The organism is Rhizobium sp. BK316, assembly GCF_014193695.1.
Lineage (GTDB): Bacteria > Pseudomonadota > Alphaproteobacteria > Rhizobiales > Rhizobiaceae > Rhizobium.
On sequence record NZ_JACHZR010000001.1, the window covers coordinates 946188 to 961713 of the forward strand.

The window sequence follows — 15526 nt, forward strand, 5'->3', positions numbered from 1 at the left end:
ATATCATGTTCAGAATGCTGAAGCTCGCTAAGTGCATTGTGGTCGCAACTGCACTGTGCGGGTCCGCTGCCCATGCACAGGAAACGGTCGCCTGGTGGGATTTTCTCAGCGGTGGTGACGGCGTGCGCATGAAGCAGATGATCGCCGATTTCAACAAGGCCCATGAAGGGAAAATCAAGATCGAGGCGACCACGCTGGAATGGGGCACGCCGTTTTACTCCAAGGTTCAGACCGCAGCCTCGGTCGGCGAAGCACCCGATATCATGACTTATCACGCCAGCCGGATTCCCCTGGCGGTGAAGCAGGGGATTCTCCAGGAAATAACTGCTGACGACTGGTCCAAGATGGGTCTTGCGAAAGATGACTATGCCGAAACCACGTGGGATGCCGTTACGATAGACGGCAAACAATATGCCGTTCCCTTCGACACCCATCCGATCGTGCTCTACTACAATAAGGATATCCTGGCTAAAGCGGGTCTGCTGACCGAGGACGGCAAGCCCAAGGGGCTCGACAGCCGGGAAAATTTCGAGGCAACTCTGCAGGGGCTGAAGAAAGCCGGCGTAAAATTCCCGCTTGGGTCGGTAACCGCCGATGGCAACTTCATGTTCCGGACAATCTACTCCTTGATGGGTCAGCAGGACGGAGAACTTCTGACCGACGGCGAATTCCTCGCGGGTGACAACGCGCAGAAACTGCAAAACGCGCTTGCCCTCCTCCAGGGGTGGACCAAGGAAAGCCTGCAATCGACATATACCGATTATCCCGCGACTGTCGCACTTTTCACATCAGGCGAGGCCGCAATGATGATCAATGGGGTTTGGGAAGTGCCGACCATGGTCGACCTTCACAAGCAGGGCAAACTCTTTGAATGGGGTGCCGTCGAGCTTCCCGTGCTTTTCAAGCATGCCTCGACCTACGCAGATAGCCATACCTTTGCCATTCCCGCCAACAAAGGAAAGGACATGACGGCGGACAAAAGAGCAGCCGTGCTGGAAGTCATTTCCTGGCTTTCGAAGAACTCGCTTTACTGGGCAAGTGCAGGCCACATCCCTGCCTATGGACCGGTCACCCAGAGTGCTGAATACAAAGCCATGCAGCCGAACGCTACCTATTCTCCTCTGACGGCCAACATGATCTTCGATCCAAAGACGCCACTCGCCGGCGTGGCCGGACCGATCTTCGATGTGATGTCCAACTACTTCGTTCCAACTCTCAACAATGAGATGGATCCGGCTAAAGCCGTCGAGGAGATCAAGACCGAACTCAACGATCTCTAACACCTTCTACGACAGGTCGCGGCACATTGCTCCGACCTGTCAGCAGCCCTCACGATCCCCTTATTGGAACGAAGGAAGCTTGCATTAATCATGCTCAGGAATAAACGAAGCGAGGCTTTGATCGCCGCGGTACTGGTTGCGCCTTTTGTGGCGATATACGGTCTGGTCTTTATCTACCCTTTGATCAGACTTTTCCTGACCAGTTTCACGGACGCTCCTCTGATCGGCAGCGGCGCGTATGTCGGTTTCGATAACTATGTGCGCCTCTGGGGTGAACGGCGTTTCGACACTGCACTGTGGAACACAGCCTATTTTGTCTTGCTAACGGTTGTACCTGGGACATTTACTGCCTTTGCCATTGCTCTCGGCATCAATCGGCTTGCAGGCCGGATGCAGGCCTTCGTCCTGGCGCTGTTTTTTCTGCCTTATATCCTGCCCGTGTCGGTCGTCTACCTGATCTGGGACTGGACTTTGAACTTCCAGTTCGGAATCGCAATGTATCTCTTTGACATGATAGGGATAAGCCGGGTCCCAGTTTTCAAGTCGACAGGCTGGTTTATGCCCGCCGTCGCCTTCATCACCATCTGGTGGACTGCCGGCTTCTCCATCCTTCTGTTTCTTGCCGGTCTTCGTTCAATCCCCGCCGAGATTTATGAAGCGGCCGCTCTCGACAATGCCGGCCGCTGGGCGACGTTCCGGCAAGTTACATGGCCGCTCATGTGGCCGATTACGGCCTTGGTGCTCACCATACAGTTGATCCTACAGCTAAAGATCTTCGACCAGGTCTACCTGTTTTCGACTGGTGGCCGCCCCAACGACAACCTTGTCCTGGTCTATTATGTCTTCCAACGCGCGTTCCAGTCCGACCAGGGAGGTCGTGCCGCCGCGGCTGCAGTCGTCCTTTTCGTGATCGTTATCGTCGTCTCGGTCATCAACTTCCAGCTCACACGTCTGTCGAAGGGAGGCGCGCGATGACCTCAACAACTGTCCAGCGCTTAAATGTGGCAGGTTTTGCGATCACGCTGGCGACCGTCGTCATCGCCGTGCTCTGGGCGTTCCCGCTCTATTGGGGCGTCGTCTCGTCGCTCAAACCGGAAGACGAAGTGGTAAGGCCCTACATCGAACTATGGCCAGACACCTTCACCCTCTCGCATTATGTCTTCGCACTGACTCAGACCCAGATCGGGACCTGGTATCTGAACTCGATCGTGACGGCACTGGCGATCACCGTACTGACCGTCGCTTCATCGCTTCTTTGCGGCTATGCGATATCGCAGCTCGAATTTCCGCTCCGCCGCCCACTCTGGTGGCTAATCCTGGCGAGTTTCATGGTCCCTATGCAAACCATGATCGTCAATCACTTCGAACTTGTGGCAAGCCTCGGGCTTCTCAACACATGGAGCGGCATCGTACTTCCGCAATTGATCCACCCTGTGATCATCATCGTCTACAAGCAGTTCTTCGATGGAGTGCCGAAGGATTTTCGCGAGGCCGCTGTCATGGACAATGCTTCTGAATGGCGCATCCTGACGCGGGTCTACATGCCAATGAACTGGGGTGTCACGGCGGCACTTGCGATCGTCACCTTTATCTGGTCTTGGAACGCCTTTCTCTGGCCCTTCCTTGCCGTGACGAAGACCGACATGATGACCATCACCGTCGGTATTACGCAGGTCAACGATGCCTTCGGGGTCTATTATGCCCGGCAACTCTCTGCAGCCGTGCTGGCCGGCCTGCCGGTGGCAATCGCCTATCTGGTGTTTCAGCGGCGCGTGACAGAAGCAATTACCCTGTCAGCCGGCATCAAGGGATGATACGGAACGTCAGCAAGAGCTGCCGTTCCGTATAAGAAGAGATTTTGCTCCTCAGTGTACGTGATGCGCCTTTCCGTCCTTGTCGAAGAGATGGACGGCAGTCATGTCGAATGAGATGAAGACGGTATCGCCCGGCTGAACATTGCAACGTCCTCCATCCTGTGCAATGACCTCGCTGCCATCCTTCAAGCTGCAATAGAGGAGCGTTCGATCGCCGAGCCGCTCCACGACACCGACTTTGGCCTCACTGCCCCGTGCGCTGGCACCTTCGCCTTCAACGGCCCGTACGGCTTCCGGCCGGATGCCGAGTTCGTAGCGACCCGGGCCTGACGGCGGCGGCGAGATCTTCAATTCGGCTCCGTCTCCTAGCCGCAAAATTCCTTCGGGTAGCAGGTCCACAGGGAGAAAATTCATTGCAGGACTGCCGACAAACCCCGCGACAAATCTCGATGCTGGCCTGAGATAAACCTCCATCGGCGTGCCGATCTGTTCGATCCTGCAATTGTTTAGTACAACAATACGGTCGGCAAGCGTCATAGCTTCAGTCTGGTCGTGCGTTACATAGATCATCGTCGACTTCATGCGCTGGTGAAGCTCGGCAAGTTCCACGCGGGTGCGTACGCGCAGCGCAGCGTCGAGGTTGGAGAGGGGCTCGTCTAAGAGAAAAGCTGTTGGGTCCTTGACGATTGCACGACCGATTGCGACGCGCTGGCGCTGGCCACCCGAAAGCTGGGCAGGCCTTCGCCCAAGTAGCGCATCCATCTCCAGCATCCGCGCCGCTTCGGCAACGCGCAGGTCGATATCCTTTTCTGGCATGCCTATGTTTCGCAAGCCGAAGGCCATGTTGTCCCGAACCGTCATGTGCGGGTAGAGCGCGTAGTTCTGAAAAACCATGGCCAGCCGGCGCTGACCTGGCGCCAACGTCTCGCTTCGCACACCGTCGATGCTCAAGGCCCCGCTCGTAATCGTTTCAAGCCCAGCGATCATCCGCAGCAACGTTGATTTTCCCGAGCCCGAGGGTCCGAGAAAAACCATGAGCTCTCCGGAACGGATCGTCAGGGATATATCTTCGATGACTTTGACATTGCCGAAGCTCTTGGTGACATTTTCAAGCCTGATTTCTGCCATGAAGTTCCTCCCGATTAAAACCATTCTTTCCGGTATATACCAGAAGTCAAGATATCAGTAGGTTACGACCATTCTGTTGTGACTTCTCTCCAGCCGCTCGCGAAACGGACACTCGAGTACCCGGTATACCGGCGACGTTGCGCAGTCTTAATCAAGGCTGGACGGGCTTGGCTGAGCGGCATTCGTACAGCAGCCGGATCGCACTGTTTGCCCTAAAATTCTATTCCTTGGGCCGCCTGACTAGCAGGCCGACCGGCGCCCTTGATACATCATAATTTCCGATATACACATGAGCAAAACATGGGGACATGATGGAGCGGGCGTTTTTAACAATTTTCGCTGGCGAGAACAGTGACGCTATACGCGCGCTCTCGGCACCCGCGAGGGTTGATATGCTTAAACTTCTTTGCGCAGAAGGGCCGATGAACATCAATGACATTGCGCGTGCCCTTTCCCTTCCCCAATCGACAGTTGCTACTGGAATACAGATTTTGGAAGACGCGAGGCTCGTCGAGTCCCGGCTCGCCAAAGCACGGAAAGGGAACCAAAAAATCTGCTCAGCGATCTACAGTGAGATCGTCATCAGTTTCGAAAAGACCGCGGCTCAACGGCTTGATGATGTTATCGAGGTCGAGATGCCGGTCGGGCTGTATACCAGTTGTGACGTTTACGCGCCGTGCGGACTTTGTTCCACCGAAAGCGTCATCGGTCCCCTTGACGTTCCGGATTACTTTCTTGATCCGCAGCGCATGCAGGCCGGGCTCATCTGGTTCGGCAGGGGATATGTGGAATACAAATTCCCCAACAATGCCAGAGTCCTTAACAAGGATATCCGTGCAATCGAGTTCTCTCTGGAACTCTCGTCGGAAGTGCCGGGCACGAACGCCGACTGGCCATCGGATATAACACTTTGGGTCAATGGAGTGGCCATCGGAACGTGGACTTCGCCTGGTGACAACGGCGATAAGCGAGGTGCGTTTACTCCACCATGGTGGAAGCTGGAGGGCTCGCAATATGGGATGCAGAAGACGTGGCATATATCACGTAGGGGGACCTTTGTTGACGGCGCTCCCGCATCAGAAGTGACGATAAACGATCTCGCGCTTGCCCAGCACTCTTCTATACGGCTGAGGGTCGGCATTGCGGAGGATGCCCGCCATACCGGGGGCGTTAACATTTTTGGTCGCAATTTCGGCAATTACGGTCGCGATATCGTTATGCGATTGCATGTCTGATCACGGTCGCCAGCAGGGTCTCCGACATTGTCCCCCCATCCCCTATGGCATGATAATACCGTTAGCCCAACTCTGAATTGGAGCATTTGCGGTCGCGCAAGCTGCGCGCCCATAGCCGATTCAAATCACACCAATAAATAGCAGTTTCGCTACCGCTTCTGCACGGGGCCGCAACCTTCCCCAAAGGTGATCACACACCCCGCATGTTTCCCCAGAGCAAGACGTGAAGCTGGGGAAGAACGCGAGCGTCGAACCACCGGTCCAAGGTAACCCTGTCGACCAGCCACCGCATGCGGTTCAGTATTCCTTCGAGATCGATCATGGCTTCTTCATCTACTGGCGGCGTGTGATTGCCGGGTTGCAGGAAGATCGGAAGCTCTTTGAAATCCTTTGCGACAGACCTTGCAAAGGCATAGTCGTCTTCATCGAATATGACGATCTTCATTGCGATCCTGGGGCCGTTGCGAGCCGCAGTTATGCAGTTTCTCAGTTCGCCCGGCTTGAATTCCATACCGCTGGACGGTGGTTTGGGACTGAGGATCAAATGATCAAGCTCTGCAAACCAGTCCTGGGCTATCGACCCCTGTGTTTCCAAGGCGAATTGATAGCCATCGTGCTTTCCTCGGGCGATCAGCGGCCCAAGCGGCTGGATCGCCGGGTTTCCACCGGACAGGGAAATCATGAGAGGAACGCCTTGAGAGAGCGATTCCACGTTCGACCAGACCTCATCGACCGACATTGGCGTCCACTCGTCGCGGAAGGCGCTGTCGACGGCGTGAAGCGTATCGCACCATTCGCAGCGATAGTCGCAGCCGCCCGTTCTGACGAAGACGGTCGGAAGTCCCATGAGCGGCCCTTCCCCCTGGATCGTCGGTCCGAAGATTTCGCTGATGCGGATCTTTTGTTCCTTGCCTGTCATGGGCGATATTCCGCCCATGTCTTCGGGGTCTCGCTTACCCTCACGGCGGAGGTTTCCGGCAGGCGCTGCTTGCACCAGTCATAAAAATGCTTGGCGAGCCATTCGGATGTCACCCGGTCATGGCCCAACGCGTCGTTGAGATGCCGGTGATCAAAGGTCTCATCGATGTATCGCTTGAGCGGCGAAAGCTCGTGATAATCACGGACGAAGCCGTCCTCATTCAACTCCAACGCGGCAAGCTCGACTTCCACGATATAATTGTGGCCGTGCAGACGTGCGCACTGATGGTCATCAGGAAGGTGGGACAGCTGATGCGAGGCGGAAAAATGGAACTCCTTGGTGATCCGGTACATCACTTCGCCTCTTCTGCCTTGAACGCACCCGTCGCAGCGATCCAGAAATCCGGGTCGTCATAAACGGTCGGATCCTCGACGCCTGCGAGATGGAAGGCCTCGCGGCGCTCGACGCATGTCCCGCATCTTCCGCAATGGAAACGACCGCCTTTGTAGCAAGACCATGTCTCTTCAAAAGGCGTTAGGTGTCTTGCGCCATCAGCGACAATGTCGGCCTTCGTCGCGTTTACATATGGAGCAAGTAATCTGACATCGGCATATCCCTCAAGAGCATGCTGCTGCATCGTCTCGAATGCTGAAATGAACCCCGGCCGACAGTCCGGGTAGATGAAGTGGTCTCCGCCATGGACGGCAATCGCCACGGCGTCTGCGTGACGAGCAGCAGCAAGCCCGAATGCGATCGACAGCATGATGGCGTTGCGGTTCGGCACGACCGTCGCCTTCATCGTCTCCTCGGCGTAGTGCCCATCAGGAACCTTGACATCGTCCGTGAGGGCGGAGCCGGTCAGGTGCTTGCCCACGTTCGATATGTCTATGATGTCGTGTGGCACGTCGAGCTTTCGCGCGCAGAGAGCCGCGAATTCCAGCTCTTTGACATGCCGTTGACCGTAGTTGAAGGAGATGAGGCCGATAAGTTCGTGGTTCGCCGCAATCTTGTATGCAAGCGAAATGGAGTCGAGACCGCCTGAGCAGACGACAAGTACTTTCATTGTAGGATCCCTTGTTTTGTTGAACCGGGTGGGCTGCGACCGGTTAGCGGGGCACCTACTAAACTTCCGAAGCCGGGATGTCCAGTAACTTTGCCGGCAAGATGGCGAGCGGCGATCAGCGTCTTGGGTGCGCGGCGCTCGAACGGTCATTTCATCTTGCAACCACATTATGATGACCTGCCCGGCAGTCCTGCTGATGGCTGCAAAGTGAAGTCTATAGTCTGCAATCGGATCGAACAGTTCCAAAAGAAAAGCGGCGGCCGAGGGGCCACCGCTGCGGAGGTCAACTTAGCTGGTAATAAAGCGAACTCAGGCGACGTTCTGCCGTTTCGGCAACTTCCAGCCGGGGCGAGCAAAATGGCATGTGTAACCATTCGGAATGCGTTCGAGATAATCCTGATGCTCCGGTTCGGCTTCCCAGAAATCGCCGACGGGGACGACTTCCGTGACGACCTTGCCCGGCCACAGGCCCGAAGCGTTCACATCGGCGATCGTGTCCTCGGCGATGCGATGTTGGTTCTCGTCCGCATAGAAGATTGCCGACCGATAGCTTGCCCCGATGTCATTGCCCTGGCGATTGCGGGTCGACGGATCATGGATCTGGAAGAAGAACTCCAGGATGTCGCGATAGCTCGTCTTTTGCGGATCGAAGATGATCTCTATCGCTTCGGCATGGTTGCCATGGTTGCGGTAGGTTGCATTGGGGACTTCACCGCCCGTGTAACCGACACGCGTTGAAACAACGCCGGGAAGCCGTCGAATAAGGTCCTGCATTCCCCAGAAGCAGCCGCCAGCAAGTACCGCACGTTCTGTCGTCATAGAGATGTCCTTTCCAAAGGCGCGAAATTGACGGGGATCGTCAAGGTCTGCTTCGCTGACGCCTATATGGGTACTCGGCTCAATGATCGCCAGTCCACTGCCGCGGCATCGGGACCTTCCCTGAACCACATTCCGGCTTCCAGGCTGCTCCCTCAGCCGAGGGTATAATTTCTGCGGAACGAGATTGACCGGTGAGACGGGTCAAAGCACTCTGAGCCGAATTTTGCGTCGTCTGTCATCCGGGCGGCATTCTCTGGTTCGCAATTTCCGGCACCGCCTCTCAAAATCGGCTGCGAGCGTCGCGCAAGGGAGCTTTGGACATGGCACCAGAAAGACGGACGACCATAGAGCTTGATGGAGAAACCGTTCAGCAGATCGTCCAGAACCTCGATCCTGGCCTTGTCGCCGGCGGCTTTGCCCGTCTGCATGGCGGCAGCACGGAAGTCTACAGGATCGACCTTGCCGGCGCTGACATCGAACCGCTGGTCCTCAAGATCTATCCTGACAAACCTGAATGGGGACCGGCGAAAGAGAAGCTTGTGGCGGGTTGGTTCACGGAGCTGACGCGGCTTGCGCCAAACTGGCTGGAGATCGACGAGTCGCGAAGCCTCCTGCCGTTGCGCTACGCCTTGCTGCCGCTGCTGCCCGGCCGCGCGCTGCGTGACTGGATGGCCGAGCCGGATATAGAGCAAGCCTATCGGCAGATGGGGGAGTTGCTGAGAGGCATTCATGCGATGGCGATGCCAGCCTATGGCTACGTATTCGGCCACGGGATCGACAGACCGATATCGACGAATGCGGACTATATGACATCGGCGTTCGAAGACGTGTTCCGGCGCTTTCGCGACCTAGGCGGCGATGCCGATCTTGGGCGCCGTCTGCGGCAGCTGGCAGAAGGAAACTTCGGCCTTCTGCAGCAAAGCAGCAATGCCGTGCTCTGCCACGACGACTTCCATCAGGGCAATGTACTGGCCTTGCGCGGCGATGCCGGCAGGCTTCAGCTCAGCGGGCTTGTCGATTTCGGCAATGCGCGGGCAGCAGACAGGCTCTTCGATCTTGCCAAAGCCCTCTTCTGCTCGGCACATGAAGATCCGCGCAGCTATAAGCCCATCCTTGAAGGTTATGGCCCTGTCGATCACATCGATATCGAACGAACGCTTTGGCTCTACACGCTTTTCCATCGGCTCAGCATGTGGTGCTGGCTGACGAAGTTCGGCCTGGATCCCGCAGCAGAGGATGGCCCCGGCGGGCTTCTCCGAGACCTCCACGCGATGGCGCGAGTATCAGACCTAGGCGTCACTTTGCAAACAGGGTCTTGAACTGCGACGGCTGGCACCGGAGATACTGGTTGGCCGCTTTCACTTGCCCGCCGAGCTCGGCAGCCGCGTGCCACGGCCAGCGCGGATCATAGAGGATGGCCCGGGCGAGCGCGATCAGGTCTGCATCGCCGGTTGCTACGATTGCCTCGGCCTGCGTTGGCTCAGTGATCAAGCCAACGGCGATAACCGGCATTTTGACCGCACTTTTAATCGCCCGAGCAAGCGGCACCTGATAGCTCGGGCTGATCGGGATCGACTGCGAAGGGTGCAGGCCGCCGCTCGATACGTGGATGGCGTCGCATCCGTGTGCTTCGAGCATCCCGGCAAATTCGACACTCTCGGAAATCTCCAAACCGCCTTCGACCCAGTCGGTGGCTGAAACGCGCATCGTCACCGGCCGATCAGACGGAAAGGCATCTCTCACGGCGTCCAGAACCTCCAGCGGAAACCGGGCGCGATTTTCCAGCGAACCGCCATATTCGTCGGTTCGCTGGTTCGACAAGGGCGACAGGAACTGATGCAGCAGATAGCCGTGGGCACCATGGATCTGAACGGCGTCGATGCCGATCCTTGCCGCCCGCCGTGCGGCAGCAGCAAAAGCATCGCGGACGCGCTTCATGCCATCGCGATCCAGCGCGGTCGGCGGCACGTAATTCGGATTGAAAGCGACAGCGGAGGGCGCTTCGGTCTGCCATCCGTTCGGATCGGTCGGCGGAAACTGACCGCCGCCTCTCCAGGGAACCTCAGTCGAGGCCTTGCGTCCGGCATGCGCCAATTGCACGGCGATCGGCATGTCCGACCATTTTCTGATGCTTTCGAGCGTGCGGGCCATAGCCGCCTCGGAAGCATCGTCATAGAGGCCGACATCGGCAAAGGTGATGCGTCCCTCGGGAACGACGGCAGTTGCCTCGATAGTCAGAAGCGCGGCCCCGGAAAGCGCCAGCTGTCCGAGATGAATCAGGTGCCAATCCGTCATGCAGCCGTCCACAGCCGAATACTGGCACATGGGCGCGATCACGATACGGTTGACGAGTTCGAGATTGCGCACGGTGAAGGGCGAGAACAGGACGGGCTGGGGCATGGCGTTCCTCGAAGCGGAATTCAATGGTCTCGGTTTATAGCATTCTGTCGGAGCTTTACGACGGTTAGCAGAGCCTCGACATGTCAGGAACTGTTCTTTGGTGTGGGTCCGCCTTGTGAAGCGGCTCCGTATGCCAGCTTCTTCCGATTGTTTCGCCACGCGGAAGAAAGCCTTCAGCACAACCTCTGTTCAGGCCCGGTGCGGCCGGATGTATTGATTGATCCATCGACGATATTCCGTCCGCGAACCGAATGGGCCTCCGATCGTTTCATCGGCCAAAGCGTCGCACGACATCTTTACCGACAGGCTCGAAACGGCGACCGACGAGACGAGCGCTGTTTGAGGCCTATGGAGAGAATACGGTGAGCAAAGATCTCATCACCCCGATCATGCGCATACAAATCGAACTTGCTATCGCAAACGCGAGAAATGATCTCAACGCTCTCCGATCTCTGGAGATCGAGGCGAAACATCTGGCGCTGAGCGGCGCGGAGATCGACGCCGCAAAACGCGGAGGCAGTTTCGACTTGCTTGCCGATATCACCGTGAAACTCGCGCTGGCGATCGAAGCAGGCGATGAGGAGGTGAGCACCGTCGCAAGACGACAGCTCACGGTTTTCGGTATTCCAGAGATCGCTACGGAACTGCTCGCCTTTGTCAAGGAGCTGGAACCACCGCCACCGAAATAAGATGCTTTCGCCCAGCAGCTTGCCTCTATGGGATCGATAGATTGCGATCGGGAGAAAAGCGCTTAAATCTCTGTCCGGGACTTAATCTTTTCAAGACAATGTGGATCGCATGGATCGATGGCAGGCAATGAGGGTCTTCGTGAAGGTCGCGGAGGCTGAGAGCTTTGCAGATGCAGGACGGCAACTCCACATGAGCCCTCCGGCCGTCACACGCATCGTGTCTGCCCTGGAAGACGCCATCGGGACGCGCCTTCTGACGCGCACGACCCGATCCGTCAGACTGACGGCAGCAGGTGCCCAGTATTTTGCGGATTGCCGGAGGCTTCTCGCCGATCTCTCGGAGGCGGAGGCTGCTGCTGCCGGCGCCTACGGCAAACCGACGGGCACGCTCACCGTCACCACTTCTGCCATGTTCGGGACAATGTTCGTCCTGCCGCTGATGACCGAATATCTCGATCTCTACCCCGATGTCGTCGGTCGCGGCCTGTTTGTCGACCGCATCGTCAGCATGATCGATGAAGGCATCGACGTTGCGATCCGTATTGGCCATCTGCCTGATTCCGGCCTCACCGCAACGCGCGTCGGCCAAGTGAGGCGTGTGATCTGTGGGTCGCCTGTCTATTTTGAGAAGCATGGCGTCCCGATGGACCCCGGCGATCTGTCGAAGCATCGCATTATCGCATCGACCAGTGCTTGGACCTCGCTCGAATGGCGCTTCGGGGTACAGAAGAAGTCTGCTATCCACGTCAATCCTCGGCTCTTCTGCAACACCAACGAGGCGGCAATTTCGGCGGCAGCCCGCGGCTGGGGCCTGACGCGCGTTCTGTCCTACCAGATTGCGCCGCAGCTTGAGGCAGGTGAATTGCGCACGATCCTGGCTAGTTATGAGGAGGAGGCGTTGCCGATCCATGTCGTCCATCCGGAAGGCCGGTACGCTTCGGCAAAGGTGCGGAGTTTCATCGATTTCGCAGTCGAAAAGCTGAGGTCCAACAGGCATTTCAATTAGCAGCGAAAGGCCCGCGTATTCATCGCTGAATGCGCGGGCTCTCATGAAGGCGATTATTGCTTTGCAATCTTGCGGTCGAGGAAGTCGTGAATAAGCGGCGCCATCTCATCCAGCTTGTCTTCAAGGGCAAAATGGCCGGTGTCGAGGATATGCATTTCAGCGGCCGGCAGATCACGCAGGTAAGGATGCGCGCCTTCCTCCGGAAAGATCTTGTCGTTCTTGCCCCAGACGATCAGGGTCGGCGGCTTGCGTTCGCGGAAGAAGGCCTGGAATTGCGGGTAGAGCGGAACATTCGTGCCGTAATCATGGAAGAGATCGAGCTGGATATCCTTGTTGCCGGGACGGTCAAGCAAGGCCTGATCATGCACCCAATTGTCGGGGCTGATGCGGGTGAGGTCCTTGACGCCGTCGGTGTACTGGAACTTGGTGGTTTCGAGGACGACGAGATTGGACAGGGCCTCGCGTTTCTCCTTTGAATCGTCGGCCCAGTAGGCCTTGATCGGATCCCAGAACTCGCGCAGGCCTTCTTCATAGGCATTGCCGTTCTGGACGATCAGCCCGCTTACCCGTTCCGGATGCTTGAGAGCCAGACGATAGCCAACGGGCGCGCCGTAATCCATGAGATACATGGCGTAGGTCTTGGCGCCGAGCTCAGTCATGAGCGTATCGACCATGTCAGCATAATGGCCGAAAGTGTAGGCGAACTTGGTGTGATCGGGTGCATCGCTCTGACCGAAACCCGGATAGTCAGGTGCGATGACATGATAACGATCGGCAAGCAGCGGAATGAGGTTGCGGAACATGTGCGAGGATGTCGGGAAGCCGTGCAGAAGCAGGACGACAGGACCATCAGCCGGACCGGCTTCGCGATAGAACATGTTGACGCCATCGATCTTGGCTGAACGATAATGAACGGTCACCGGCGCCTGCCGGGTCATCGCAACCTGCTTGGCAGGAGCAGCTGCGGCTTCAGAAAGGGGAGCGAAGCTGACGGTTGCCAGCATCAGGGAAAGGATCAGTCGGTTCATCTTGGTTCTCCGTTTTAACAAATCCGCCAACAACCCTTGCTGGCCTCGCCCCAACAATAGCCATTCACTCGAACCCGTTAATCGGCAGAATGTGGAAGTTATTATTCCCCTTATCGGAATAGTGAAATGTCTCGTTGTGAACCGGGACAGCGGCGCCGGCGGCGGCGATGAGACGATCTGCGCCGATGCGAAGCGGCTAACCGTTTCTTCACACCGGGCAGGTAGTTCAAGGTTTGGATAATCTGTTCTCGGCAGCGCCGGCGGCGAAGAGTTTGTTCTGGTTATTCCGAACACGATTCCCGAAGAGGCGGCGGAGATCGTCAATCGCATGCTGGTTGCCGTCAGGCAGTCTCGCCCGCTGGCCGATCACCTCAGCTTCCGCTACAGTTTTTCTGCAGGCATCGCCTGTGTCATGAGCGGAGACCATGCCAATAATATCTATCGAAGGGCCGATCTGGCGCTCTACGCGGCCAAGATGAGAGGTCGCGACCAGATCAGCATCGATCCCCATGCGCACCCGCTTGGGCGACAGACATCATAGCCAGGCCTGCCAGTCAGGCCATAGGCCAGGGAGTTTCAATGGTCGAAAAGATTGCGCCCACCTCGCCCACAGCAGCCCCCTCGGCCACGCATGTAAACCAAAGCACCTCCATAGGCTCCGAACCTGACAATGCCTGGGTCGCCGAGCGGCAAGCAAAGATCAGCGCTGGCAGTGGGAAAAAAGACGATCACCACACCGCTGTGAGCAATGAAGATCGTATCGATAGCGATGACGATCCGGCAGCGGAGCGGCATCTCGACCATCATTCCACCCATCCCCATGCGGAGAGTTCCGATCCGACCGAAGAACGCCTGTCCGGCGAGAGCGAGCGCATCGGTACCGGCACCCTGGATGAGGATGTTCCGTTCGGCAAGCACGTCGGATATCTGTAAGTGATTGAGCTCGCACGCTGACAAGCCTTGTGGTGCTCAGCTTCGATCAGAAGCCGGCTCATCGTTGACATCAATTCTCTCCTCTTCAACCAGCCCCGGATCGATTAGGGATAGATGAGAAAACCTTTTCTCACTTGACAATTTCCATGAGAAAAGGTTTTCTCATTGCGAGTTCGATGGAGGAGCGACTGGACACAACAGGAGGAAGAAAAGGCCGGATCACCATTCATGATGTCGCGGCGGCGGCTGGAATCAGCATCTCGACGGCGTCGAAGGCGCTGAACGATACGGGCCGGATGGGTCCGGAAACGCGCGAGCGGGTCAAGCGCATCGCGGCGGAGATCGGATACAGACCGAACGCTTTGGCAAGAGGCTTGCTCAGCAAGCGCAGTTTCACGATCGGGCTTCTCACCAACGATACCTATGGTCGTTTTACCCTGCCGGTCATGGCGGGCATATCGGATGCTCTCGTTGATCATGGTGTTTCGGTCTTTCTATGCGCGATCGAGGAGGATCCGGCACTCGGGCAGATTCATGTGGAGGCGATGCTCGACAAACAGGTCGACGGCATAATTGCGACAGGAAAGCGTCTGGACAGACGGTTGCCGGTCGATCTGTCGAATTTGAACGTGCCCGTGGTCTACGCCTTTACGGAGGGAGCGCCGGGAACCGTGACGTTCCGCTCCGATGATGCACAGGGCGCGCGGCTTGCCATCGAATGGTTGGTAAAGCTCGGGCGCAAGCGGATCGCCCATGTCACCGGACCGGAGAATTTCTTTTCGGTGCGCGAGCGGGCCGATGCCTATCGCAAGGTTGCGGGAGAGGAGCGGCCGGTTCTGTTTGGAGCCTGGTCGGAAAGCTGGGGCCACGAAGCGGTCGCGAGAATGTGGAGCGGCAACGGCGAAAAGCCCGACGGCATCTTCTGCGGCAACGATCAGATTGCGCGTGGTGTCATCGATGCGCTGCGCGAACGCGGCATCCGGGTGCCGCAGGATGTTTCGGTGGTCGGTTTCGACAATTGGGAGATTGTCGCCGCCCAGACGCGTCCGCCGCTGACGACGGTGGATATGGAATTGAAGGAACTGGGGCGGCAGGCCGGATTGACGGTTCTGGCGCTTGCGGAGGGACGTCCGGTAGAGCCAGGCATCAGGAAACTGCCGTGCCGTCTCGTCGTGCGGCAATCATGCGGGGGTGACACCCTCGGAATATAGC

The 15526-nt window shown here is 57.3% G+C and carries 17 protein-coding genes; 10 read left to right on the forward strand and 7 right to left on the reverse strand.

The annotated features are described in order from the left end of the window. Positions 1–5 precede the first annotated feature (5 nt). From FHT87_RS04195 to FHT87_RS04205, 3 genes are all read left to right on the forward strand, one after another. Positions 6–1280 carry an extracellular solute-binding protein gene (locus FHT87_RS04195; protein ID WP_183799707.1) on the forward strand — a complete coding sequence of 425 codons (1275 nt, stop codon included), beginning with the start codon at positions 6–8 and terminating at the stop codon, positions 1278–1280. A gap of 90 nt (positions 1281–1370) precedes the next feature. Next, on the forward strand, positions 1371–2255 hold the full coding sequence (locus FHT87_RS04200; protein WP_183725685.1) for a sugar ABC transporter permease: 885 nt from the start codon (positions 1371–1373) through the stop codon (positions 2253–2255). After that, positions 2252–3094, forward strand: a complete 843-nt coding sequence (locus FHT87_RS04205; protein WP_183725687.1) for a carbohydrate ABC transporter permease — start codon at positions 2252–2254, stop codon at positions 3092–3094. The genes FHT87_RS04200 and FHT87_RS04205 overlap by 4 nt, the downstream gene beginning before the upstream one ends. Before the next feature lie 51 nt (positions 3095–3145). On the opposite strand, the gene ugpC is transcribed toward FHT87_RS04205, so the two are convergent. Then, a complete protein-coding gene (gene ugpC / locus FHT87_RS04210) occupies positions 3146–4222 on the reverse strand; it encodes a sn-glycerol-3-phosphate ABC transporter ATP-binding protein UgpC (protein WP_183725689.1) in 1077 nt (358 codons plus the stop codon). 308 nt (positions 4223–4530) lie between these two features. Between ugpC and FHT87_RS04215 the strand changes: the two genes are divergently transcribed. Continuing rightward, positions 4531–5457, forward strand: a complete 927-nt coding sequence (locus FHT87_RS04215; protein ID WP_183725691.1) for an ArsR family transcriptional regulator — start codon at positions 4531–4533, stop codon at positions 5455–5457. A gap of 190 nt (positions 5458–5647) precedes the next feature. Here FHT87_RS04215 and queE read toward each other — a convergent pair whose 3' ends face one another. The 4 genes from queE to msrA form a co-directional block, all read right to left on the reverse strand. Next, entirely contained in the window at positions 5648–6376 is a 729-nt protein-coding gene (queE, locus tag FHT87_RS04220) for a 7-carboxy-7-deazaguanine synthase QueE (protein WP_246699557.1), read from the reverse strand. Continuing rightward, positions 6373–6729, reverse strand: a complete 357-nt coding sequence (gene queD / locus FHT87_RS04225; protein ID WP_183725695.1) for a 6-carboxytetrahydropterin synthase QueD — start codon at positions 6727–6729, stop codon at positions 6373–6375. The genes queE and queD overlap by 4 nt, the downstream gene beginning before the upstream one ends. After that, entirely contained in the window at positions 6729–7439 is a 711-nt protein-coding gene (gene queC, locus FHT87_RS04230) for a 7-cyano-7-deazaguanine synthase QueC (protein ID WP_183799713.1), read from the reverse strand. The genes queD and queC overlap by 1 nt, the downstream gene beginning before the upstream one ends. Positions 7440–7748: 309 nt before the next feature. Further along, a complete protein-coding gene (gene msrA, locus FHT87_RS04235) occupies positions 7749–8258 on the reverse strand; it encodes a peptide-methionine (S)-S-oxide reductase MsrA (protein WP_183725699.1) in 510 nt (169 codons plus the stop codon). A 320-nt stretch (positions 8259–8578) separates the two neighbouring features. Between msrA and FHT87_RS04240 the strand changes: the two genes are divergently transcribed. Beyond that, the gene (locus tag FHT87_RS04240; RefSeq protein WP_183799717.1) at positions 8579–9577 is read left to right on the forward strand and encodes an aminoglycoside phosphotransferase family protein; all 999 of its coding nucleotides are present in this window, start codon (positions 8579–8581) and stop codon (positions 9575–9577) included. Here FHT87_RS04240 and FHT87_RS04245 read toward each other — a convergent pair. Beyond that, positions 9555–10658 (reverse strand): NADH:flavin oxidoreductase/NADH oxidase, encoded by a 1104-nt coding sequence (locus FHT87_RS04245; protein WP_183799721.1) that lies wholly within the window; start codon positions 10656–10658, stop codon positions 9555–9557. The genes FHT87_RS04240 and FHT87_RS04245 overlap by 23 nt on opposite strands. Before the next feature lie 362 nt (positions 10659–11020). On the opposite strand from FHT87_RS04245, the gene FHT87_RS04250 reads away from it, so the two are divergent. After that, on the forward strand, positions 11021–11347 hold the full coding sequence (locus tag FHT87_RS04250) for a hypothetical protein (RefSeq protein ID WP_348649348.1): 327 nt from the start codon (positions 11021–11023) through the stop codon (positions 11345–11347). A 109-nt stretch (positions 11348–11456) separates the two neighbouring features. Beyond that, positions 11457–12353 carry a LysR family transcriptional regulator gene (locus tag FHT87_RS04255; RefSeq protein ID WP_183799724.1) on the forward strand — a complete coding sequence of 299 codons (897 nt, stop codon included), beginning with the start codon at positions 11457–11459 and terminating at the stop codon, positions 12351–12353. A gap of 53 nt (positions 12354–12406) precedes the next feature. Here FHT87_RS04255 and FHT87_RS04260 read toward each other — a convergent pair whose 3' ends face one another. Then, positions 12407–13381: an alpha/beta hydrolase gene (locus FHT87_RS04260; RefSeq protein WP_183799727.1), complete on the reverse strand. Its 975-nt coding sequence runs from the start codon at positions 13379–13381 to the stop codon at positions 12407–12409. Between the two features lie 295 nt (positions 13382–13676). Between FHT87_RS04260 and FHT87_RS04265 the strand changes: the two genes are divergently transcribed. The 3 genes from FHT87_RS04265 to FHT87_RS04275 all read left to right on the forward strand — a co-directional run bounded on the left by FHT87_RS04265 (position 13677) and on the right by FHT87_RS04275 (position 15525). Next, positions 13677–13922: a diguanylate cyclase gene (locus FHT87_RS04265; protein ID WP_348649357.1), complete on the forward strand. Its 246-nt coding sequence runs from the start codon at positions 13677–13679 to the stop codon at positions 13920–13922. Between the two features lie 38 nt (positions 13923–13960). Beyond that, positions 13961–14314 carry a hypothetical protein gene (locus FHT87_RS04270; RefSeq protein ID WP_183799730.1) on the forward strand — a complete coding sequence of 118 codons (354 nt, stop codon included), beginning with the start codon at positions 13961–13963 and terminating at the stop codon, positions 14312–14314. Positions 14315–14460: 146 nt separating this feature from the next. Further along, complete coding sequence (locus FHT87_RS04275; protein ID WP_246699558.1) at positions 14461–15525, forward strand: LacI family DNA-binding transcriptional regulator; 1065 nt, start codon at positions 14461–14463, stop codon at positions 15523–15525. Position 15526: the final 1 nt, after the last annotated feature.